The organism is Arthrobacter glycogeni (assembly GCF_054511155.1).
The window spans coordinates 96,384-120,694 of record NZ_JBTNDE010000008.1; the positions used below are offsets into that span (position 1 = coordinate 96,384).

The following is a 24,311-nucleotide window of genomic DNA, read 5'->3' on the forward strand; positions in this document are numbered from 1 at the left end:
GTTTAGTGGCCCCTGGTGACGCCGTTGCGCCTCTCAGCTTCTTCCCACGGTTGATCGCTAGGATGAGGAGCTGTCTCAGGTCAGGAAAAATTGTCGTGTCACAGTATCCCGAAGAACCCGTTCAGCGGAGCGCTCGCCGGAAGCGCCATCCGGTCCGCGTTGTTCTCGTCTCCGCGGTCGCGTTGGTGCTGGTCACTGGCCTCGTCGTCGGCGGGTACTTGTTTAACCTGGCGAGTACGTACAACACGCAGACCCAGACCATCGAAGACGCGTTCCCGGATTCGGCCGACCGGCCCACCCGCACTGCAGCAGCCGAGGGAGCCCAAACCATCCTCTTGCTCGGCACCGACGAGAACGGTGGCAGCGGCGAGACCGAGGACCTGCCGGGCGTACCCAATGCTGGACGCTCCGACACCATCATGGTGATGCACATTCCCGCCAACCGCGAGGGTGTGTACGTCATGTCGATCATGCGGGACATCTGGACCGAGATCCCCGGCTACGGGGAGCACAAGATCAATGCCGCCACGGCGTTTGGGGGAGTGCCGCTGCTGGTTCAGACGCTTGAGGGCATGTTCGATGCGCCGATCGACCACGTTGCGATCCTCGACTTCGAAGGCTTTACCGGCCTCACTGATGCGCTGGGCGGTGTGACGGTCAGCAACGAGATCCCGTTCCAGTCACGCGGAGCGGACGGCGAGTTCTTCGAGCAGGGCGAGATTAACCTGCGAGGGGAATCGGCGCTCAAGTTCGTTCGTGAGCGGTATGCCTTTACCGACGGCGACTTTCAACGGGTGAAGAATCAGCAGCTGTTCATCAAGGCCATCATGGGCAAGATCCTCACCTCTGAGACGCTATTTAATCCGTTCAAGGTCTACGAGGTAGTGGATCAGGTCACGCCCTATCTGAGTGTTGATGAGGGGCTGGACGCCGGGACGGCAGGCGGTCTGGCGCTGTCATTGAGGAGTGTTCGCGGCGATGATGTGCAATTCTTCACGTTGCCAAACCTGGGGATTGGCACCTCCGTCGATGGTCAGTCGATTATTCTGAAGGACGACGCCGCAATTGCGGATATTGCCGGAGCGCTGGACACCGACACGCTGGGCGACTACGTCCAGGGTGCAGCACAGTAGAATTAGGACCCATGGGATCATTGATGCGCCGTGCTTTCGCCGGTCTAGCCGCGGCCTCACTCTGTGTTGGTGCCGGGGTAGGCGTCGCTCAGGCCGATGTCATAGAGCCGCCGTTGCCCGTGGGACCGGTTGAGCCAATACCCGCGCCTTCGGCAACCACGCGCCCGCCGGCGCCAGCGCCGGCACCCACAACCCGGCCGACGCAGCCCGCACCTGCACCCGCACCTCAGCCCGCTCCTGCACCACAGCCCGCTCCTGCACCCGCTCCGCAGCCCGCTCCGGCTCCGGCTCCCGCTCCGCAGCCCGAACCCGCTCCGCAGCCCGCTCCGGCTCCCGCTCCGCAGCCCGAACCCGCTCCGGAGCCAGCACCCGAGCCGGAGCCGGAGGAGGATCCGGCTCCAGCTATTGATCCTGCAACTGGTTTTGCTATTGACCCGGTAACCGGATACCCGATCCACCCGCCCACAGGGTTCCTGATCGAACCCGACACCGGCAATCTCATTGACCCAACCACGTTTTTCTACACAGACTTCAGGTTCATTGCCGTCACCGGTGCAGTGGTCGATTTGACTGAGTCGACCGAGACTGAAGAGCCGGAAGAAACACCGGAGCCCGAAGAATCGGAATCCGCCGAGCCTGAAGAGTCCGAGTCTCCCGAACCGACAGCCACCGAAAGTCGTACGGCAACACCTACGCCGACCTCTACTTCGTCGGCAACGCCGTCCTCAACGCCATCTGCGGCAGCCGTGAGCGAAGCGAGCGTCACGTCTGAGGAGACCTCCATTGGCTCCAGCCCGGTTACCAGGGTCTTGGTCATCCTGGCTCTCGTCGGCCTGGGAGTTCTGTATTACGCGAAGCTTCGCGGCGGCGGCTCGGCCAGTCCAAGGCCCAAAAAGTAGCTCGAAGGTCCCGAGCGGACCAGCACGGGAACCGGTGACGTTTCGATCACGCTTACCCCCGATTCGCGCTCACAGCACGTATGGCCAGTAGCCCCGCCATACGATGAATGAAACATTCGTATCAGTAGGGGGACTTAGCATGACCAGAGTGGAATTACCGCGCCCGGACAACCAGCCACAAACCCGCTGGAGTGTTGGGCGACGTGCAACCGCAGCTGCATCGGGCCTTCTCATCTCGACCCTGCTGATGGGCGCGGGAATCCCCTCCGAACCGCCAGTACAAGAATTAGGTCAAATCACGGGAACCGTCGACGCCGATCAACAGGTCTGCGTGTCTGCCTTCCCGATTACTGGCAGCACCCTCCTACCCGGGGTGCCCTCCGAGCCCGTAGCGGATCTGGCGTCCGAAACCATGGCTCCGGAAAGGCCTTGTAAGGCAATCCCCGGCGCTGTGCAGACCCAGCCTGTCGTCGACGGAAGCTACTTGCTAGACGGACTCGAGCCCGGGTCCTACCGCCTGTACCTGGACGAGTCACGGCCCGACCAGGCCGAATTGGCTGGTGCATCCCAGTGGATAGCGGCGAAGGTGCTCAAGACCGCTGCGGAGACAGTGATTGTCGAGGCCGGCGTAACGGTCGTCGCGACCACCGCCAAAGCCTTTCCCGTCCGCTCTTTCGCCGACGTTCCCCGGAAAGTGCAGTTTTTCAAGGAGATCTCGTGGCTAGGCTCAACCGGCATCACTACTGGCTGGAATGAAGGGAACGGGAGGACAACGTTCCGTCCGGTCACACCCATCGCCAGGGATGCGATGGCAGCGTTCATCTACCGCCTCGCCGGTTCACCGGACTACACGCCGCCGGCAGTCTCGCCGTTCACTGACGTCGCCAAAAGCAACGTGTACTACAAGGAGATCTCGTGGCTGGCCGGCGAGCGGATCAGCACCGGCTGGGCGCAGGACGACGGAACGCGAATCTTCATGCCTCTGAGCCCGGTAGCCCGGGATGCGATGGCAGTCTTCCTGTATCGGTTTGCTGATCGGTCCGACTTGGAGAAGCCGCCGGCGTCGCCGTTCGCTGACGTGGCCACCGACAATGTCTATTTCAAAGAGATATCCTGGCTGGCATCTACTGGAATCAGTGGAGGGTGGAACGAAGGCAACGGCTCTAAGACCTTCAGGCCCTTTACGGCTGTCAACCGCGACGCCATGGCAGCGTTCATGAATCGCTACGCGGTGATGATCAACACGCAACCATAGCGACCGCCGTAATCCAGTCAAGACGGTCGCAAACCGGATCTTTGGTTGCCCGAGGTCTACACTTGATCCTGATCCTGATTGACACGAAGCAACCGAGACACGTTGGGGGTGCATAGTGCGTATTTTATTGTTGACGCATTCTTATGCCCCGGAGCACAGCCCGCCGCAGAGAAGGTGGACACAGTTCGTTCGTTCGTTCCGCGCCGCTGGCTGGGACGTCGACGTCGTTACGCCGGTTGCGCATGCGCCGCACGGCCGACGGACACTGCCCCGTAGCGTAGCGGGAGTTCCTTTTCTGTGCTCCCGCGGAGAGCACGGCGAACGGATCCGAAGGGTTCCTTTCCTCTGGCACCGGAATACGCGCTTGGGTCGTCTCAGCAATCACCTTTTCTCCGCAGCGTGCAGCATTCCCGCGGCCCTCATATCCAAGCGGCCCGACGTCGTCGTCGTCACGGTTCCCAGTCTCCCCATTCTTGGTGCAGGGTTTGTGGTGTCCCGGATGCTGAAGCGCCCGCTGGTCGTGGACATGCGCGATGCCTGGCCGGATATTGCCCGGGATGCGCGGCTTGTGCGCGGGAGCGCCAAGGGCGTCGTGGAGCGAATCATCATGGCCATCCAGGATCGGGCCGACCTGGTGGTGACGGTCACCCACGGGTTCGCCAGGACACTACGCGACCGTGGCCTCCAGAATGTTGCCACGGTGACCAACGGGGTGGACCTGCGTGGGCTGGATAAGCTGCCAGCGCCCCCGCTGGAATCGGACCGGCTTGAGGTGCTGTATCTCGGCAATCATGGCGAGAGCCAGCGATTGGATGTGCCCATCAGGGCGGCAGCGCTAGTCGGTCGCCAGATGCGTTTGACGATGGTGGGTAACGGCGTGCAGAGAGCCGATCTAGTGCGATTGGCCCACGATCTGCAGGCACCGGTGGAGTTTCACCAACCCGTGCATGGACCGGCGGTGATGGGCTTTTATGATCGTACGGATAGCTGCATCGTGTCGCTGCGCGATGATTGGAAGTCCTTCGAGACGACCATTCCTTCCAAAACCTACGAAGTCTTGTCCTTGGGCAGGCACGTTACCGGAATCGTCCTCGGCGAGGCACGGAAAATCCTTGAGGATGCCGAGTCGGGTCATATTGTCTCTTCCTCTCCCGAGGATGTCGCCGAGCTGTGGCGGTCCCTGCTGGCAGACCGAACCTTGCTTCAGGTGAACGGTGCCGGGCGCGCGTGGGTGGAGAATAACGCCGACGTCGATGCGCTGGGCCAAACGTATATTGATCTGCTGGCCGAGGTTGCTGGGGGCCCACACCGGTGAGTCCAGGATCGGTGCTGCGCAACACGCGGTTGTTAGGTGTGACTGCTTTCCGTCATCTGGGGGATGATCCATTTCTGCTCTTGCTGCAGGTATCGCGAAGGCTGTCCGTCGGTTTGGTGTACCGGCTGGCTGGGGTGGCGGCCCGGCTGAACGGCGGGCCAGTGGTTCAGTCGGTGGCGGCTTACCTCCGGGGTGACCAGTCGCGCACTCAAGCCGTCTTGAAGGCAGCCCTCGATAGCGGTGCTTCTGCATCGCGAGCGGCTTTGTTGGCAGATATAGCCCTCGCCGCTGGGTATCCGTTGCTGGCCGACGAGTTCCTCCTTCAGTCGCAGCTCACGGGCGCCGCGGATGTGAGTAGAACTGTTGCTCGACGGCGATGGTTCGACGGCGATATGTGCGGCGCAGTGGCGGCGCTCGAGTCAGGCGGGCACCGCGGCGCAGCGGAACGGCTTGACTCCGAACGGCGGGTCTTTGCTGGCTGGACACCGACACTAAGCGAAGTGACGGGGTATGTTCCCCGTGACCGCACGGTGCTTCACGTCCTGACCAACTCGTTGCCCCATACGGGCAGCGGATATGCCCAGCGCTCACACTCGATACTCAAGGCACAGCACGACGCCGGGTGGACCGTCCATGCTGCGACCCGGGTCGGCTATCCGGTGCAGGTAGGCAAGCTCTTTGCCGCTGACACCGATCACATCGATGGGGTGTCCTATCACCGGCTTCTTCCGGCGCGGCTACCGAAGGGCTTTGACGCCCGGCTGCAACAGCAGGCCGATCAACTTCTCGAGCTGGCGTTACAGGTTCGGCCGGCCGTGTTACACACCACTACGCACTTTGTTAACGGCGTAGTTGTCCGGGAGGTGGCGCGGGTCCTCGGCATTCCCTGGGTATACGAGGTTCGCGGTCAGTTGGCGGATACCTGGGCGTCGAGCCGTGCTGATGCGGCAAAGCAGAGTGAACGCTATAAGCTTTTCACTGAAAGTGAAGCCCAGGTTATGCAAAGTGCCAGCCTGGTGGTGACGTTGGGCGAGGCTATGAAGCAGGACATTGTGACCAAGGGAGTTGATCCCAGGAGGATTCTGTTGTGCCCCAACGCAGTGGGCGATGAGTATTTCACTGAACCGATGGATTCACGGAGTGCACGTGAGTTGCTGGGACTGCCCACTGACGGAGTTTACGTTGGCACTGTCAGCAGTATTGTCGACTATGAGGGGCTCGATGATTTGCTGCGGGCATTGGCCCTTCTGACGCCGGAGCGTCCTGGATTGCGATGCCTGATTGTAGGAGATGGGGCTGCTTTGCCTTCGCTCAAAGCCTTGGCCCTGGAACTCGGCGTATCCGGTTTGGTCACCTTCACCGGTCGGGTGCCACGGGAAAAGGCGCGGCTTCATCATCAAGCCATCGACATTTTTGTTGTACCGCGAAAGGACCTGGCAGTGACCCGAGCGGTAACGCCGTTGAAGCCAGTCGAGGCGATGGCCTGCGCCCGTCCGGTGGTCGCAAGTGATCTGCCAGCGCTGCGCGAAATAGTTTCCACCGGAACCGGAGTCTTGGTTCCGCCTGAGGATGTGGCATTCCTTGCCGCGGGGATCGGTAGTCTGATTGACGACGGCGGTCGCCTCACCCCGGTGGCTGTGGCGCTCGGCGACGTTGCCCGCTCATTGGTGCTGGCGAAGCGGACCTGGGCCGGTAACTCAACAGCCCTGCTGGAGGCCTACGTCGGGCTGGGGCGGTCCGCCTAGTGGCCAGTGTGAACGATGGGCACCAGAGCGGCGTCGTACCGACGTCGGTAGACCTTCGCCCGCTCACCCGGGTGGGGGCCAAACCTCCGTTCTTCGACTATCTCGTGGCGCTCTGGGATTACCGGCACTTCGTCTTTTTCGATGCGAAGGCAAGCGTCCAGACGGGAAACACCAAAGACAGACTTGGAAGTTTTTGGCTGATTCTCAACCCAGTGCTGAACGGGTTGACCTTTTACCTCATTTTCGGCGTCCTGCTGCAGGCAAGCCGCGGCATGGAGAACTTCATTGGCTATCTGATTATTGGGGTTTTTCTTTTCCAGATGAGCAGCCGGGCCATTTCCACGGGTGCCCGTGCAATCCCATCCAATCTGAAGGTTATCCAGGCATTCAATTTCCCCCGGGCAACTCTGCTGCTTTCAGTGAACATCCGTGAGCTCTTGACCAGTGTCCCGGTAGTCATCACCATGTTGGTGTTGGTACTGCTATTAGAACCCACTGAAGACATCACCTGGCTGTGGCTGCTGATCATCCCGGCGTTACTCCTCCAAACAGTCTTCAACCTGGGGATCGGTCTTCTTCTGGCGCGCGCGGTATCCAAAGTCAACGACCTAGCAAATTTCGTCGGCTTCGCAATGCGCCTGTGGATGTACGCGTCCTGCGTCATGTTTTCTATCGAGCTGTTTGACCCCTACCCCGCCGTAAGGCCCTTCATCGAACTGAACCCGCTTTACCAAGTACTCACCATAGTGCGGCAGGCGGTTTTGTACAGTGAGGTTCCGTCCTGGGAATCGTGGGCAATTCTCGGTGCGTGGGCGCTCGGGGCGTTGGCAGTTGGCATGATTTACTTTTGGTTCGCAGAAGAAACGTACGGCCGTGACGAGTGAGCTAGAGTTCGTTCACGAACCCCCAGCGGTCGTGGTAGACAACGTCAGCATGGTCTATCGGGTACCTACTACCCAGCACGATTCCGAAGCTAGACGGGGCCTCTTAGGCTCCATTCGTCGGTCCATTGGACATGGGCCAACTGTTCATGTCCATGCAGTGAAGAACGTTTCGCTGGTGGTGGCTAGAGGCGAGTCCGTAGGAATCATCGGGCGTAATGGATCAGGCAAGAGCACGCTGATGAAGCTAATAAACGGGCGCGTGCCGCCTACTTCAGGGGCAATCTATGCGTCTTCTCGTCCCACCCTGCTGGGGGTGAGTGCAGCTCTGGTACCGGACATCTCCGGTGAGGAGAACATCACGCTCGGTTGCTTAGCAATGGGTATGTCAAGGAGCGATATCGCCGGCGCGTACCAAAATATCGTGGAGTTGTCTGGACTTGAGGAATCAATCCATTTACCAATGCGGACCTATTCATCTGGTATGGGGTCGCGGCTTCAATTTGCGATTGCAACGGCAGTCGATCCGGAGATTCTGCTGATCGATGAAGCGCTCAACACCGGGGACGACCAGTTCAAGGGCCGCACTAAACAGCGGATGGATGAACTTCTTGATAAGGCGGGCTGTGTCTTCCTGGTCAGTCACAGCGTGGGCACCATCACGGAAATGTGCAGCAGGGTGGTCTGGTTGGATGAGGGCGAGGTGGTGATGGACGGCGACCCAAGCGAGGTCATCAAGTGGTACCGGATGTTCATCAAGCATCTAACTGCGCGCGATCGCGTCGCGGCAATGAAGGTAAAGCGCCGGATGATGAACGACCTCCTAACTCCACAACTGGTGGCACGAGAAACTGGCCGTCGGAGCACCGAATGACCGTGCTGGATGTACGCCGGCTGAGAACCATGATTTGGCATCTACGCCACGGTGGGACAGCGGCAGTCCAGGCCTGGCGACGCCGAGAAAGCGCTGCACGGGGAGTTTTCACCGTTGACAATGCACAGGGCGCCGAAGGCGCGTGGACTGGGCGCCGGAAGACGCGGCAATTAGTCTTCGCTGACGCACACCCAACAGCCCATGCTGGCGCTCGGCACGCGATCCGCGTTGCCACTATTCTGGATGAGTTCTCATCGCTGGCATTCTCTTATGAGTGGGACACAGTCGCCCTCACCCCGTCGAACTGGCGGCGGGTGATTGCTGAGGAACGAATCGACCTGCTCTTTGTCGAATCAGCGTGGCATGGCAGCTCGGACGCCTGGAAATACCAGCTCTCGGGGGCGGATGGGCCGTCAGATGTGATCAAGGAATTGGTGGGGGGTTTTCGAGTTGGCGGCACCCCCACGGTGTTCTGGAATAAGGAAGACCCGCCGCACTATCAGGACTTTCTTCCTACTGCCAAGCTCTTCGACCACGTCTTCACTAGCGATTCGAACAAGGTAGAAAGCTACATAAAGGATTTAGGTCACAACCGAGTTTCGACCTTGCCCTTTGCGGCACATCCCGCGCTCCACAATCCCGTCCGTCCTCGAAAGGGCTGGCATACACGCGACTTGGCCTTTGCCGGTATGTATTTTGCCCATAAGTTTCCCGAGCGCCGGGATCAAATGGACTTGCTACTAGGGGCAGCCGCGGACGTTTCTGATTCCATGGTTACCGGACTGGAAATTTTCTCCCGTCAGTTGGGGGGAGCAGATCAGTACCAGTTTCCAGAAACTTTGCGGAACCACGTAGTCGGGTCTTTGCCCTACACCCAGATGCTGACTGCCTACAAGGCCTACAAAGTGTTTTTGAACGTAAATTCAGTGGTGGACTCTCCCAGTATGTGCGCCAGGCGGGTTTTCGAGATCGCCGCGTCAGGCACTCCCGTGGTCACCACCCGAAGCGCAGCGATCGAGGGATTCTTTCCGAACGAAGAGATCCCGATCGTCGATACCCGTGATCAGGCGCGCAGTGTCTTATCGGCACTCGTTCGACAGCAATCGCTGGGGGATCGGCAAGTCCATCTGGCGCAGCGTCGGATTTGGAACGAGCACACCTATGCGCATCGGGCGGAAAAGATCCTCGCTGCAGCAGTGCCTGCTCTCGCCCAACCGGTAACCTTGCCGTCGCTGTCGGTCTTGGTTTCAACAATCCGACCGCATCAGTTGGATCATGTGTTCCGCACCGTGACTTCCCAACTTGGCGTATGTCTTGAGCTTGTTCTGCTGACACATGGTTTCACGGCCGGAGCGCGAGAGCTCGAAGAACTGCGTCAGAGGTATCAGCTTGACGCTCTCACAATTTTGACTGCGCCCGTCAGCCAAAGCCTCGGTGAGTGTCTCAATCGCTGTGTTGATGCGGCGACTGGGGAAGTCTTGACGAAAATGGACGACGATGACTACTACGGTCCGCATTACCTGCTGGATCAACTGCATGCCCTGAATTACTCGGGCGCTCAGGTGGTCGGCAAACAGGCGCACTACATGTATCTGCAGACTCAGGACGCCACAGTGCTGCGATTCGCCCAAAAGGAACATCGTTTCACTAACATGGTCATGGGTCCCACGCTCATGGCAGCGGGCGACGTGTTCCGAAGTTTTCGGTTTGAACAGCGGACCAGAGGCGAAGATACAGCGTTCCTCGGCGCGGTGACAGCGGCGGCCGGTGCTGTTTACTCAGCTGACAAATACAACTACTACCAACAACGCAACGGGACAGGCCATACTTGGCAGGTTTCCGATCAGGACATACTCGCAACAACAAATGTCGTTTTCTTCGGAAAGCCCGACCGCCATGTATCCATCTAAGGGGACAAAATGAACAACATAAAAAAAGTCGCGGTCATCGGGCTCGGCTACATTGGCTTACCTACCGCAGCAATCCTCGCTACAAATGGACTTGAGGTTGTTGGCGTGGACATCAAGCAGGAGAACGTTGACGCAATCAACCGCGGCGAGGTGCCGTTTGTTGAACCGGACCTGAACATTCACGTGGCAGGTGCAGTAAGTGTCGGATCACTGACGGCGACAACCGTCACACCGCCCGCTGATGCCTTCATTCTCGCAGTGCCAACTCCCTTCAACGCCGATAAGACGGCTGATCTTAGTTATATCGAAGCTGCGGCACGGGGACTCGCGCCACAGTTGCAGGGTGGGGAGCTTATCATCCTAGAGTCCACTTCACCTCCGGGAACTACTCAACATCTGGCCGATTATCTCGTCGGTCTTCGGCCCGACCTCAGCCTTGATGGCGTCAATGGGAAGCCCATCCTGCACGTCGCCCATTGCCCAGAACGGGTACTTCCCGGCCGGGTCATGATCGAGTTGGTCACCAACGATCGAATCGTCGGCGGAATCACCGACGAGTCGACCGAACTTGCAAGGCAGCTCTACCACGTATTTTGCCAGGGTGACATCCACCTCACAGATGCGGCAACTGCTGAAATGGCTAAGCTGGTTGAGAATGCTTACCGCGACGTCAATATCGCCTTCGCTAACGAGCTCTCGGTCATAAGCGATAAAGTCGGCATCGATGTTTGGGAACTGATCGAGTTGGCCAACCACCACCCTCGTGTCAACATCCTGCAGCCCGGCCCAGGTGTGGGTGGGCACTGCATTGCCGTCGACCCTTGGTTCATTGTTTCGGCAGCACCCAACGAGTCGAAGTTGATCCGCCAGGCCCGCGAAACCAATGACGCTAAACCCGCTTGGGTTATCGATCAAGTGAAGCTTGCCTTGAAAGATGTTGGGAGCGATGCGAAGGTGGTTGCCTTGGGGCTTGCGTTCAAAGCAAACATAGACGATCTGCGCGAGTCTCCATCAGTCAGCATTGTGAAGCAGCTGAGCGCTGACCTACCGGGCCACACCATCCTTGTGGCTGAGCCGCATGTGTCAGAACTTCCCCCTATGCTGTCTCCCATTGCAAACGTTCAACTCATGGAGACGGAGCGGGCCATCAGCGAAGCAGATGTGGTTCTCCTTCTTGTTGACCATGACGAGTTTAGGGAGATGGACCGGTCGGCGCTAGAAGGTAAGTCGGTAGTGGATACCAGAGGGATTTGGCGGTGACAGTGAGGCCCACCGGCCGACGGGCGCCAACGGAGGAGTATTGTGCAGTTTGAAGACGAAGTTCGTACCCAACCCATAAGCGTCTCGGCTAAAAGGTCGGAATATTTGACCGATATCGATCGATTCATCACCGAGCACGAGAAGCTAATGTTGCGCAGACGCCGTGATGCCACCACTATTAGGTCCTTAGAGAGGGATCTGAAAGCGGCCAAATTTGGTAACAACAAGATACTACGTGAAACGAAAACTTTACGAGAAGAAAACACGAAGCTACGGGCTAACCTTTCCGCGCTCCGCCAATCGAAGCGGTTGAAAATCGGATCCGCAATTGTCACACCAGCGAATGCAATTGCTCGACTTTGGGCACGCCCGGCTCCGGAGCGGGCAAATCCAAAGCTGCTGGAACTTCGAAACAACACCCTTAGTGCAGCCACGCCAGCTAAGGTTCCGCTGGCTTCAGCTAACGAACCAGCCACTCTGACGGTTGGGCGCCCAGTGGGGCCAACGCTGACGCCGGTGGGACAGTCAGAACGCGCCGAGCAACTTCGCGATACGGTATCGAAGCAGCCATCCAAAGCAAATGTCTATAACCTGATCGCGCATCTCTATTTCGTTTCGGGTAATATCGCTGAACCAGCTAGGCTAATCGACGCTCACGCGGGTAACTTAACAGAACTAAGCGCTAAGCAACAGCAGCTCGTCGACGCTGTGTTGGGGTTGGATCGGCTCATTAAACATCCGCCTAAGTTACCGCCGAAACAGGACACACCGGGCTATCAGGCGGAGAGGGGACGGATTCTCTACTGCGCACATAGCGTTTCACCCTACAATTCGAACGGCTATTCGACTCGAACTGCTGGCCTGATCAAGGGTTGGACTCAGGCCGGGGCCGACATCGTCATAGCTGCTCGGCCGGGATATCCGTGGGACATCAAAACCGACGTTGCACCGCGGTCGGCTTCGAGCTACAACGAAGTCCACGACGGAATCAACCACTTTTTTAGTCAAGGTCCCACCTGGACACAGGGTCCGCTTGACTACTATGTCCAGCAGGCCGCCGACAGCTATGTGCAAGTGGCTATGCGCAATCGCGTCGAGCGAATCCATGCAGCATCGAATCACGTGACTGCTCTACCTGCGCTGATCGCCGCGCGACGGCTCGGACTGCCCTTCAGCTATGAGGTTCGCGGACTGTGGGAGATTACTGAGTCCTCGACGAAGGCGGACTGGGATCAATCCGACCGATTCCAATTCGCAAAACAGATGGAAACCTTAGTGGCGATAGAAGCCGACCAGGTGTTCGCCATCACCGATCAGGTGCGGGACGAACTCGTTCGCCGAGGGGTCCAGTCGGAGAAAATTTTGGTCCTTCCAAATGCTGTTGATACTGACGAGTTCAGCGACATGCCGCCTCACGGTCCAACAATTAAGCGACTCGGCATCGACAAGAATGTTCCGGTGATCGGTTATGCCGGGAGCCTCGTCGATTACGAGGGCTTAGGTACGCTACTCGATGCATGTCATCAAATGTTGACGAAGGGCACCAAATTCAGGCTTGTAATAGTCGGAGACGGCTCCGCGTTGCCGACCTTGAAGTCCCGGGCAGCCGCCCTGGGTTTATCTGAATTTACGGTATTTGCGGGCCGGGTACCAGCCAGCGAGATTCCAGCCTTCATCAGTGTGTTCGACATTATGCCCTGCCCAAGGCTGCCTCTTCCGGTGACAGAGATGGTGTCACCCATCAAGCCTTTGGAGGCGATGGCGGCCGCTAAAGCTGTAGTGCTTTCTGACTTAGCCCCGTTGAGGGACCTGGCCGGCGGTAATGGTGAACGAGCAATCCTGTTTCCTGCCGGGGACGCAGTCCAGCTCGCCGCGGTTCTCGACAATCTGGTGAATGACGAGGGCCTCCGTCGGGATTTGGGCCGCCGAGCGCGATTGTGGACTGTGGGGGAAAGAACCTGGCGAACCATGGGCGAGTTCACTCAGAGGGCTCTGGCTGCTTCGGAACAATTGGCAACTCCCGCACCAGCTAGCAAATTGTCGGAGCTGACGATCGGGATCATCGCTGATGAGTTTACGACCGCAGGATTGCGCCCCGACATCTCGCTCGTCGAGCTACTGCCCGATAGCTGGGAGAGCCAAATAACCAATTCCCGGCTGGACGCAGTGTTTGTCGAATCGGCATGGGATGGAAATGGGGGTGCGTGGCGTGGGAAGGTAGGCTATTACGATGAAGAATCATTCGCTGATCTTCGCGCCCTACTAAAACATTGTCGTGCCGAGTCGATTCCGACCATTTTTTGGAATAAGGAAGACCCGATACACTTCAACCGGTTCCAGGAGACCGCTAGGCATTTTGAACATGTTTTCTCCAGCGACGACGGATCAATCCGACGCTACTTGAAGTCTGGTGGAGAATTCCTCAAGACGGTGGCCTCACTTCCTTTTTATGCACAACCAGCGCTTCATAACCCGCTCCCCAGCGCCAGGGATTACTCGCACACCGTTACCTATGCGGGCTCGTACTATGGCGCGCGGTACCAGAAAAGGTCGGATCAGCTCCACAGTTTGTTAGCGGCCGCCCTTCCTGCAGGACTGACCATCTATGACCGCCAGCATCTGAACGAAGAAAGTCCTTACAAGTTCCCACTTGATCTAGCCCCGCACGTCAGTGGCGGTTTGCCCTACGCAGACATGGTGGAAGCGTATAAGGCTCATCCGGTACACGTGAACGTGAACTCGGTAGAACAATCAGGAACTATGTTTTCCCGGCGGGTTTTTGAGGTCGCCGCCTGCGGTGGGGCCATCATTAGTGGGCCGGGTAAAGGAATTGATCGGGTTTTCGGAGGCATTATCCCGCTTGTATCGGATGAGCCTAGTGCCCAGGCGCTAATCACCTATTGGATGGAGAATGAGGAAGCCCGGAATGACGACGCGTGGTTGGCGATGCGTGCCGTCTTCCGAGCCCATACAGCGGCCTTTCGCATGACGTACGTGCTCAGAACGGCAGGCCTCAAAGTCCGTACGCCAACGCTTGAGAAGTATGCACTCCGAGTTGACGAAATTACTCCGGAAGTCGTTGCGGGGCTCAAAGCCCAAAGTGTCAGGCCTGCCTTACTGTTAACCGATTCCAAGTCTGTTTCGACTGGGTCGATCGACGGAATCGAGGTTCAGACCATGGGTCCGATCGATTCTCAGAACCTTTTGGCCGCTGGAATCACCCTCATTGGAGGTCATCTCTCCCGACCGGTCGACCGCACGTATTATGAAGACCTGCTGACCTCGAGGAAATATCTGGCATGGGATTCGGCACGTGTAGACCAGACCGACATTGGTAAGCCTGGCGGGGGACTGATCCGTGTTGAGGCTAACGAATTGGCTGACGAGGGTGACCTCGAGGCTTTGGTACCTAGCGGTACCGGAAAATCGATAGTCCTCAGTCGGAAAGTATCCGAATATGCACGGACGGGTGGGTTGCGTTCTACCCAAACTGGGAGAAGGATTCTCGTCGCTGGACATGACTTGAAGTTCGCCAGGGGCATCATCGCGCATCTCAAGGCCGTCGGCCACACGGTAGAAATCGATCAGTGGCTGGGACATTCTCAACACGACGAAGAAACCAGCCGCTCCAAGCTGAAAGATGCAGACGTCATATTTTGTGAATGGACGCTGGGAAATGCGGTGTGGTTTGCCAAAAACAAGCGAGTTGGTCAAAGGCTGGTGTGCCGATTGCACCTTCAGGAGTTGAACACTCCATACCTTCGACAGTTGAATGCCAAAAGCGTAGATAAATTCATCTTTGTCGGTCGGCATATCGCGAAGGTCGCCGAGCGGGATTTCAACATTCCGGATTCTAAATCAGTAGTGATACCCAATTACGTGGACACGCAGGGCCTTGACCGAGACAAGCAGCATGGTGCCGAATGGAACCTCGGATTAGTAGGCATCGTTCCACAGCGAAAACGATTGGATTTAGCGCTCGATGTCCTACGTGGTTTGAGGACTGCTGACAAGCGATACCACCTGTTCATCAAGGGCAGACGTCCTGAAGACTTCCCATGGATGGCCGACCGCACTGACGAACTTGCATACTACCTAGACCAGTATGAGCGTATTGAAAACGATCCGCTGTTATCAGGTGCAGTTACTTTTGACGCTCAGGGCGATGATATGGCTGAGTGGTATAGCAAGATCGGGACGGTCTTATCGGTAAGTGACTTCGAGTCCTTCCATCTCACACTCGCCGATGGGGCAGCATCAGGGGCACTTCCAGTAACATTGGCCTGGGCTGGAGCAGACCAGATCTATCCAGCGTCGTGGGTATTTCCGACAGTAGAATCTATGACGGAACATATCGCATCGATGATATCTCGCAGCCCCGCGCGGGTAAGTGCCCTCAAGAATGCCACGCGATACACTCGAGATAATTTCAATCAATCGATGGTTCTACAGGTCTTAATGGAAACCATTCTGGAAGAGTGAAAATCATGAAGCATACTCAAATCCAGGACGTCGAGGGGTGGAAATGAAAGTTTTTTTCACTTTCAAGGACGCTGCAAGATATAGTCGACAAGGTGGATTCTATATTTCCTATAGAAACGTACTTTTCCCTTTTTGGTGGAACCTGACCGGCTCCCATGAATGGACTCTTTTCACGCCAGGCCGATTCGATCGAACGAAGCCTGTCCCGGCCTTTCAAAGATCTTCATATGCAGAATCCATGGACGAAAATGTTGTTTCGATGTTTGATCCGATGCTTTTCATGAATCGCGACATCAGTCTGGGATGGTACGTGGGGAACCGGTCTCACCATTATGCGGAGTGGCTTGCAATCCTGGTGGAAAAGATGGTGGCCCAAATGAACGTTGACGCATCGAAAATCGTCATTTACGCGTCGTCGGGTGGAGGTATACCTGCTATCAGAATTGGGACGCGAACGGCTGGCGTCAAGATTTACTGTTCGAATATTCAGGTCGATGTCAGATCATATTACAAGAAAACATTCAACAAGATGATTGAAGTGGCCTATCCAGGAATGGGGGAGGTCGAGGTGTCTGAAAAGTTTTCATCCAACCTAACGTGTATTGACTGGGATGGGGACTTTTCTCTTACTTACGCTCAAAATTTGAGCGATAATTTTCATTTTGAAAATCATTTTTTGCCATATAGGGAAGAATACAATAAGATGCCGGGACGCCGGAAGGTTCGATTCCTGGTCTACCGGGATGAGGAGAGCGGTCACGGCGTACTCAGTAGAGGAGTTGAGTTGGAAATAATTAAATCGATGCATTCTGGTAGTGACGTCTCTGTGCTATTGCCTGCTGGACGTGTCGTGGTGAAATCTGAACCACTCAAAAAGCCGCTAAAAGATGTCGGCCACAGATGAAGCCACAGCATGACCTATGGCCGCTGAGCGGCTGATCGCATTGGATTCGAAAGAGTTCGGCCAAAAATTGATGTACCGATGGCCGATGGACAGCTACACACAGCAGGCCTTCGACAACCATGCCAAAGAGCTTCGCACCCGGTTTGCCACGCGCGGATCGGCTGTGACCAAGGGCGCTCGAGTCGACTTTAGAAACTACATCGATTTCCTAAGGGTTTCTCAGGGACTCCCTGAGGCACTAGCGCGGCTGGAAGATCTCCGCGAGAGCGGATTGATGCCGGAACTATATGCGACAGCCGGCATGATTGCGGCCCGACGGGCGGGCGAATACGGTCAGGCGGCAGACTTCCTCGTCGCTGCGCATAATCGGTGGCGCGACCACTCAGGAATTTTTGTGTTCCTTATTGAGACCCTCATATCCGCAGACCGCGTTCCGCAGGCGGTTGATTTGCTAAGTGGAGTCAATCGATCCGACAACTACGTGCGTATCTCTCGGTCCGCGATTGGCCTTAAGCTCGGTGAGTTGGCGTCGGTTTGCGGGGCTTGGGAGGAGGTCATGCGATTTGCGGAGTCGATCGTGCCCGATCCCGAGGATTTTGCTTGTCAAATCATGAGCAAGAGGGCAGAAATGTCTTTGTCGTACAGCGGCCAGACAGCAGAACTACCTGCTTTTGTGCTGAACATGACGGAAGATAGCCGGAAGCTCAGCCTGTTGCTGGGGCTCTACCGTAAGTTCGACCTGGTTCCAGAACGACGAGAGGCAGTCGACGGACGCGCCCTCGACCCCTCTGGCCTACCCGACATCGCTGCACACCGAGGGCTGAGGATTGGCGGGGGTGCGCTCGGATGCGCTCTGGGGCACATTTCGATGTGGAAGGAATTTCTAGTGGGAGGGCAGAGCCATGGTTTGTTCCTTGAGGACGATGGTCTGCCTTTCGCCTGGCAAGACCTATCAGAAATTATTGCAAAGGCAGGATTCTTTGACGTTTTGTATGTAAACGAGCGGATGTCAGGAACTAAGGCCGGGATTTTATCCACCGGGATCAGCGCACTTTGGGATACTTTGGGCACCAGGCCCGATTCGGTTCACGGTTGGGGAGCTGATGGCTACATGCTAAGCAGAGAGGGAGCTGACCGCCTTCTGGACGCTGTATCTGCGGATAAAGTACTTGGCCACATTGACGGCCAAATCGCGGCTTACGGCATACCACAAGAGTCAATTGCAAGTAACCTAGCGCAGACTATTGGACTCTCGGTGCGTCAGACGAGCCGATATACGCCAACCCTGACGATTAAGTGTCTAGATTTCCCCCTGGTAGCAAGCATGGACTTCGGAGATTCCACGATCGGACGGGTTGGCGGACACTAGCTGCGCGTGGGATCGAGATGTTCAGATGATATTGAGCCAGCGTGTCGTAAACGCCGTTGTTTGGCTGGGATCAGCGTCCATTCGAAAAACCCGCACCCGATACGTTCCCGGGGGAAGGTCATCAAAAACAACGACCTGACGGTTGGAATAGCTGCGGCGGCGGACAATCTCCGACCCTTTAAATAGCCGGTAGGAAAGTTGAACACCCAGTGGCGCATAGACCTTTATGCGAATGCTTCGGGCTTCATTGTTTTGGGTTAAGATGTACGGTAGAGCTTCTTCCGGCGATCCCGAGACCCACTGCTCAAGGTTCGCCTGAAGATAAAACCTGAACACCGACCCAATATCGGCATGTGACAGGTCAGCGAGCACAGTGACCTGTGGGAGAGTCAGCTGATTGGCAGACATTGCCTCCACGAGGGGTTGAACGTGACGAGGCAGATGGTGGTCATTGTCACCCACGAGGATCGAAACGCGAGTTGAAGGGTTGGCTTTCAGAGCATACTGATCTACAATCTTGTCCAGATAGGCAATATCGTCGGATGAGTCGCCTCCAGTCATGAACTTAAGGATGTTACGATGCGGCCCCGAAACGAAGGTTCCAATGCGCGTTTGAGGAGCCCCGGCAATAACCCGACCAGCCGGCAGCGCGAAGCCATGGATTAGAGCGGCGGTCCCACCTTTGGACGACCCGACTGTCGCAACATCGGCAAGTTCCATCCCTTGGTCGAGCACGATTTTTCTGATTAGAGCTTGGACAGCGTCGAATATTTTGGGGGAGCGGTGGTCAGAATGGTAGTAAGACCCCTGATCACCGAAATCATCCAAAATGTACAGTGCACTGATGTCGACCTCATCGACGGTCGCTTTGTAGTTGTAAGTAAAATCACCCGGGTGATGGATTGCTGTAAAAACCACTGCTAGACGCTTGCGTCCCGCAGCAGATTTCCCCGGAACGAATAAGTAATTCAGTGGTATCTCGCCACTGTCCTGAGACCATTCGGATCCGGACTTACTAAGGCCACGATCTGTATAGCTGAAATCGGCAAGTCGGATCTTTGTATCTACTACTGCATTTCTTGCAACAAAACTGATCACGACCACTTTTGAAGGCACTGCTTCCCCAAATGTTGGAAACCGCCATCCTAAAGGTTTTGGTCGATCTACGCCTTCCTGAATTGAAATCGAAGTCGCAACATCAGCCGCAAATGTAAGATCCATTCGTTTCTGATTATTGTGAAAAAGTTCAAATCCTTGTCCGTGCAACGTTACGGAAACGTCAGGGCTGAGGTTCCAAAGAAGCTGGTAATTATGTTCTGAATCACTGAATATGTGGTCAGTAAGATCAAATTTTGGAACACCATTTTCCTCGGTGACATCTACCATTCTCTGGTGGATTACATCATCGTAGCGGGCATTGGTGCCAATGACGGTGAATTCACTTGCTTGTTCGTCAATAGCACGAAGAGTGACCTTATCGGCTCTGTCATCGGTACGAGGAAGACTAGTTCCGTCTACAATGAGGGTGTTATGGGCAAACTGGGAATAGGCATATTTAGAAAAGGGGTCCTTATAGTCGTAGCTGTAGGGACCAGACTCACTGAGAAGGTCGACGCCAGAACTGCGAAGGAAAAAGCTTAGGTCATCGGAGTGCTTATGATAATCCGCGTTGTACGCTGCGGAGAAAAAGGCGAATGTCGCTAGCGGATCGCCCCATGCGCTGCGATATATGGCGTATCCAGAACGCGGAAAAATGACTGCTCTTTCGGTCGGAGCAGTGCCTAATTTTCCTTTTGTGCTGGCGAACGCAAACGCGGGGTTCGTGAAAACCTTTCGCATTGGGCCCCGCCCAATGTCCGTTTGCTTTGTGTCGCTGATTGGAGGGTAGGTCCCGTCCGGCATTAGTGCATGGGTGGCGTAGTGCTCGGCTCTACCGACGAGATCGGAGTAGTAAGCGGCATCCGTATGCCCGGAAATAGCTGCAATTTTCTGGATCGTCGCTACGTGTCGCGAAACCATTAAATGATAGGTGGGCGTGTTTTCTACGTGTACCCCTTCTGACGTAAAACAAAGACCGAAGTAGGCTCGTAAACGGACCATCGATTTTTCGAAGTAGTTCGTGCGTCTGGGGTCCTGGTGGCCGGCCGACATAATGCTCCAGTAAAGGATAGCCAAATCCTGGAACATTCCATGATTATTGCCCTCGGCGTAAAATTCATCGCTGGCCAACAGGTCAGCAGTCGCGCTAATTAGTGGGCGCAGGGGATCTGCTGCCTCGTTCGGAGACGAGCCCAGGAACGCCTGCTCAAGTGAAACCAGGTTTATGAGCCGCTGCGCGGTGGTTTCATCGTGGTAGGCCATCGCGGGGGCAGTTGAGCGTTCACCATGGAGAATTTCCCAGGTGGTAACAATTTTTAGGGCTGCGCCGACTGCCTCGAAAGCGGTGGACTCGTCGGCCAGGACCGTGTCGTACCAATCGACAAAAAACAAGAAGCCGTGTAAGTACCGTTGCTGGCTACGAGCGCCACGTACGCTCCAGACATCCCCGTCTCCGAAAGGGATGTCTGGGAAAACATTCGACGAAATGATCCGCGATGAGAGAAAGGCCGTAGCGCGCTCCCGCGCGGCATGTCCCAATACCGAGGGGAGTTGAGAGCCGACAATCGCACGGAGCGCAGCCTCTTGTTGTGTCGTGAACATTGATCCCCAGGGTTGATAGATGGTCCAGCGGGCATGCTGGGCCTGATTACAAGTCTAATTGTTCTGCCGTCTTTTCTGAATCAGGACCATCAATAGCAACGAAGTGATCCTATTGTCACCACCTGCCGCAACGCTCAGCGTCGCCAGGCTCCTGGCTTAGAGACCGGCAACCCCGGTTCAGAGAACGCGTGCAGATCGGCCCAACGAATCGAACCCTGTCTATTGGCGGAGGGCCGCTTTCCACATGTAATGAGACCGGATCTACATTGATCTTGCGGATTTGTGGTTCCTGCGCCGACCTTCGGCCTCGAAGCGAGCGATGACGGATTTGTCGCCCAGACCTCGTGCAGTTCCGATACCGCTACCTTCGGAGGACGGTGAGATTACAGTCAGCTTCCCAGCAACCTGACACGCGACCCGCGACCCGCCCCGAATCCTTGGCTCAAGATCCCTTGACAAGGGAGTGCTAACACCATTCGCCTTGCCATCAGGTCGGCTGCTCTGACTCGGCTGTGTTTCAGACGCTGTGGCATCAGAACCGTGTACGCCATACTTAGTCGCCTTCAGGGCACCCGAGATTGCTCTCGACCGAGGCGATTCGAGCACGAACAGCACAACTCGTCGGAGCGCTAATAGGATTGAAAGCTTTAAGCATACTTTCCCAATTTAAGGGATTTTTTATGATTATCGACAGGATCGCAGACACAAGATTTCGGGGCGGTGAGACGTGCCCGGAGCCCCAATGATCCATAATGAGATGAATGGAACTATTTTCGGGGAAGGCCTCGCAGAAAGGAATTAGGTGCTTGTCAACGTGATCATCTGATATGTTTTGGAGGTAAACAATAGTAAATATTTTCTTAGACATCGGAAGCTTTCGAAGGTCGGATACAATTCTGGTTTCGAGAGCTTCTGAGATATTTCGGGAAGTTTGCGCGTTCCAGCAAATTTTAGCAAATGACTCCACAATTCGAGGTATATAGTTTGCGATTATAGTTTGAGGGTTGGCGATTATAGCAATGGAGGCGTTGAAGAACTGTGCGTAGTATGCCGCGGCGAACCCACCGCCCGACGCGCCGAATAGGAGGGTTCGTACTCCGCCGGCGTCCGCGACGAACTTCTGCAGGATTGCCGGAAGCTCATTTTGCAACGGAAACGTTGCGGACCCTGCGTACCACGCCAGCATAAGAGAGTCATCGAGGTGGAGGCTTGCGTCAAACACAAATATTCCATTTGTTTCCAGTTCATCAAACAACGGGCCGGCCATGAACCGCGGGATTTCTTGGGTATTGGTATTTAGTGCTGCATTAAAAACCAGTGATGTGACCGCCGACCTTTTGGGAGTGTACATAATTTCCAACGGCAGTCCATTCGATCTAATGACATGCAGTCCGGGCTCAAGTAATTTTGCTGAAAAAAAACTTCCTGTTGTTGGATACTCGAATATTTCGCAGTCAAAGCGGTCTAAATTTCGAAACGACTTAAAGGGCGAAGACGTCCCCTGAATGGGCTCCCGCGCGTCCTCCTGCTTCAGGAGAACTTTTCCTACGAAAACATTTTCGGCGGACCGAGACCAGGGAACTAAGACGACTCGGAGGCAAATTGTGTCGCTAGGCAAGGTGATGGATAACTGCGCCGTGTGGTGGCCAGCCTTTGTCTCTAGGTAACAAAAGTATCCTGCGCGCGGATTTGTTGACCGCATAAGGCCAGTGCCATCGACCGATCGTAACGGCTTCGTCAGCTCAAATCTGAGCAGGACCGAACGGTCGATCGCTTCCGGAGGTGAGTCTAATTCAACGGTGCAATGCAATGTTCCCTGCATTCCGCCGGTTTCCAACTGAATTTCTTTGTGTAAATATTGTTCTAGTGTGTAGATTTTCTCCTCTGACAATGTGAGGGTCTCCTTCTGCTTCGACGAGTCTGGATGGAGACTCTCATTGATGACCTCCGGACGATACAATTGACGAGTATCCGAAATTGTAGGAAGCGACTAGTGGGAAACGCATGCATTTTATGCGCAGAGGTTCATGAAGCCGCATATTTTTGCGGCAATTCAATCCAACTCTCTGAGCCCTACTGATTGCCTTCGAAGTCGGGTCTATACCGTAAGACCCTATTTGCCCATCTATATGTCCCACAATTTTGTCCTCACTAATCATTTCAAGCAACCTCTGAGCAGCTTCTCTGCTTACAATGTAGCCGTCAGCGCCCCAACCTTGCATTCCTTCCGGGCGCGACTCAAGAGTGTCCCATAATTGACTGATCCCCGTCTCATACTCATTCCCCGCAGCACTAGACATTCGTTCGTTCACGTATAGGATATCGAAGGTCCCTGCCTCTTGAATTATATTATTGATATTTTGCCAACTGTAGGGCAACCCATCGTCTTCTAGGACCAGACCATGTTGTTCGGTGCCATCCGATATTCGTTCCCACGCGGCAATGTGGCTGAGAGCACACCCCACAGCCCCTGGACCGAGCAGTCGTCCGGACTTCGAAACGACGCTGTTATGCACGAACTTACTGATGTCTGTACCCCGGGTGGCTTCCACCCGGTTTAGTGACAGGCCCATCTTCTCGTACAAAGCGATTGCGAGGTCATACTTGCGGCTATCTTCTTTTAGATTCAGAATTGCGGTCGACACAACCGTATCCTGAGACTGGAAAATTTCAGCGCTGGCGATTCGTGCAACGAGAAGTTCCCGGCGTTTGATGTTGGCAGGATTCTCTTCTGTCGTACGGCCAAGGAACGTGCGGCAGGCATCCCACTCTCCACCTATCGCAGCAGTAGTGGCCAGGCGCAATGCTGGTTCGTCGGCTATCACCATTGACTTGTTTTCTTCAATAAGCCGAAGAGCGTCGGAAAAGTTGGTCAGCTGTCCTGTGGCTAGAATGTTTTCCAGAAGGGAATTCGCCACGTAGGGATCGTTGGGGTGTGCTCCCATCAAAGCCGTCGCCAATTCGACACCCAAAGAATAGTTATTGGTATGACGGGAAATGTTCTGTATAGACAACGCCGCCAGGGCCGGCATCAATCCGTTCTCCACATAACTTTGAAGGCTGGCAACCGCCGAAGGTGTCCCCTCTAACAGAATCAGTTGGTCTAGATAGGCAAGGAAGTCTGATCTATTGGCATGGGCAGATTTCACCGATACCGATGAAAATTGGGTAACCAGTGAAGCGGGAATTTCAAGATCCGACACTCTGTTCCTCTGATCTAATGTACTGATGATCTGCCGCGACCTCCACGATCATGGCCTCGGCTAGTTACGTTTGGCCTTTATATTAGCGGTAAAATTTGGGGTTTGGCGGTTCGGGCCATTGGCGCCTGTCCAACAGGAAGGGGTACTCGTTGCCCGATTTTCGAGGGCCGTTGCAGCTGTCCAGGTTAGCTCGGCATCAGTGAATCACGAGGTGTCCCATGCGGCGTTACCCGTCGCGTCGTAGACGAAGTACGGCTAGTCGGAGAGGGCAAATGGGGGTAACTGTGGAAGATCAATTCGTCGTGTTGTGGCTAACGAGCGCAGGGTCTGTTAACTCGGTCGCGAACGTAACTCGGTCGCGAACGGGCCCTGTCGGTGGTT

16 protein-coding genes are annotated in these 24,311 nt (G+C 55.7%); 11 read left to right on the plus strand and 5 right to left on the minus strand.

All coding sequences use genetic code 11. From position 1 onward, the window contains the following. Positions 1-95: 95 nt before the first annotated feature. Positions 96-1,133 carry an LCP family protein gene (locus ACX80O_RS07505; protein ID WP_459333042.1) on the plus strand — a complete coding sequence of 346 codons (1,038 nt, stop codon included), beginning with the start codon at positions 96-98 and terminating at the stop codon, positions 1,131-1,133. A gap of 99 nt (positions 1,134-1,232) precedes the next feature. Here the strand turns inward: ACX80O_RS07505 and ACX80O_RS07510 are convergent, their stop codons facing one another. Continuing rightward, positions 1,233-1,502, minus strand: coding sequence for a hypothetical protein (locus tag ACX80O_RS07510; RefSeq protein ID WP_459333043.1), 270 nt, complete (start codon positions 1,500-1,502; stop codon positions 1,233-1,235). Between the two features lie 151 nt (positions 1,503-1,653). Further along, on the minus strand, positions 1,654-1,950 hold the full coding sequence (locus ACX80O_RS07515; protein ID WP_459306707.1) for a hypothetical protein: 297 nt from the start codon (positions 1,948-1,950) through the stop codon (positions 1,654-1,656). A gap of 221 nt (positions 1,951-2,171) precedes the next feature. Here ACX80O_RS07515 and ACX80O_RS07520 point away from each other — a divergent pair, with 221 nt between their 5' ends. From ACX80O_RS07520 to ACX80O_RS07565, 10 genes are all read left to right on the plus strand, one after another. Continuing rightward, positions 2,172-3,287, plus strand: a complete 1,116-nt coding sequence (locus tag ACX80O_RS07520) for an S-layer homology domain-containing protein (RefSeq protein WP_459306705.1) — start codon at positions 2,172-2,174, stop codon at positions 3,285-3,287. Between the two features lie 115 nt (positions 3,288-3,402). After that, complete coding sequence (locus ACX80O_RS07525) at positions 3,403-4,602, plus strand: glycosyltransferase family 4 protein (protein ID WP_459333044.1); 1,200 nt, start codon at positions 3,403-3,405, stop codon at positions 4,600-4,602. Between the two features lie 38 nt (positions 4,603-4,640). Beyond that, positions 4,641-6,347 (plus strand): glycosyltransferase family 4 protein, encoded by a 1,707-nt coding sequence (locus ACX80O_RS07530; RefSeq protein ID WP_459333045.1) that lies wholly within the window; start codon positions 4,641-4,643, stop codon positions 6,345-6,347. Then, positions 6,347-7,231, plus strand: a complete 885-nt coding sequence (locus ACX80O_RS07535; protein WP_459333046.1) for an ABC transporter permease — start codon at positions 6,347-6,349, stop codon at positions 7,229-7,231. The genes ACX80O_RS07530 and ACX80O_RS07535 overlap by 1 nt, the downstream gene beginning before the upstream one ends. Positions 7,232-7,388: 157 nt before the next feature. Then, positions 7,389-8,102, plus strand: a complete 714-nt coding sequence (locus ACX80O_RS07540; RefSeq protein ID WP_459306698.1) for an ABC transporter ATP-binding protein — start codon at positions 7,389-7,391, stop codon at positions 8,100-8,102. Next, positions 8,099-10,012 carry a glycosyltransferase family protein gene (locus ACX80O_RS07545; protein ID WP_459333047.1) on the plus strand — a complete coding sequence of 638 codons (1,914 nt, stop codon included), beginning with the start codon at positions 8,099-8,101 and terminating at the stop codon, positions 10,010-10,012. The genes ACX80O_RS07540 and ACX80O_RS07545 overlap by 4 nt, the downstream gene beginning before the upstream one ends. A gap of 9 nt (positions 10,013-10,021) precedes the next feature. Further along, complete coding sequence (gene wecC, locus ACX80O_RS07550) at positions 10,022-11,272, plus strand: UDP-N-acetyl-D-mannosamine dehydrogenase (protein WP_459306695.1); 1,251 nt, start codon at positions 10,022-10,024, stop codon at positions 11,270-11,272. Positions 11,273-11,314: 42 nt separating this feature from the next. Further along, positions 11,315-15,754: a glycosyltransferase gene (locus tag ACX80O_RS07555; RefSeq protein WP_459333048.1), complete on the plus strand. Its 4,440-nt coding sequence runs from the start codon at positions 11,315-11,317 to the stop codon at positions 15,752-15,754. A gap of 238 nt (positions 15,755-15,992) precedes the next feature. Next, positions 15,993-16,658, plus strand: a complete 666-nt coding sequence (locus ACX80O_RS07560) for a hypothetical protein (RefSeq protein WP_459306691.1) — start codon at positions 15,993-15,995, stop codon at positions 16,656-16,658. A gap of 16 nt (positions 16,659-16,674) precedes the next feature. Further along, positions 16,675-18,027 (plus strand): glycosyltransferase family protein, encoded by a 1,353-nt coding sequence (locus tag ACX80O_RS07565; RefSeq protein ID WP_459333049.1) that lies wholly within the window; start codon positions 16,675-16,677, stop codon positions 18,025-18,027. 21 nt (positions 18,028-18,048) lie between these two features. On the opposite strand, the gene ACX80O_RS07570 is transcribed toward ACX80O_RS07565, so the two are convergent. The 3 genes from ACX80O_RS07570 to ACX80O_RS07580 form a co-directional block, all read right to left on the minus strand. Beyond that, positions 18,049-20,727, minus strand: coding sequence for a heparinase II/III domain-containing protein (locus tag ACX80O_RS07570; protein ID WP_459333050.1), 2,679 nt, complete (start codon positions 20,725-20,727; stop codon positions 18,049-18,051). Positions 20,728-21,280: 553 nt separating this feature from the next. Then, positions 21,281-22,618: a hypothetical protein gene (locus tag ACX80O_RS07575; protein ID WP_459306686.1), complete on the minus strand. Its 1,338-nt coding sequence runs from the start codon at positions 22,616-22,618 to the stop codon at positions 21,281-21,283. A 43-nt stretch (positions 22,619-22,661) separates the two neighbouring features. After that, positions 22,662-23,930: a glycosyltransferase family 25 protein gene (locus ACX80O_RS07580; protein ID WP_459333051.1), complete on the minus strand. Its 1,269-nt coding sequence runs from the start codon at positions 23,928-23,930 to the stop codon at positions 22,662-22,664. Positions 23,931-24,311 lie beyond the last annotated feature (381 nt).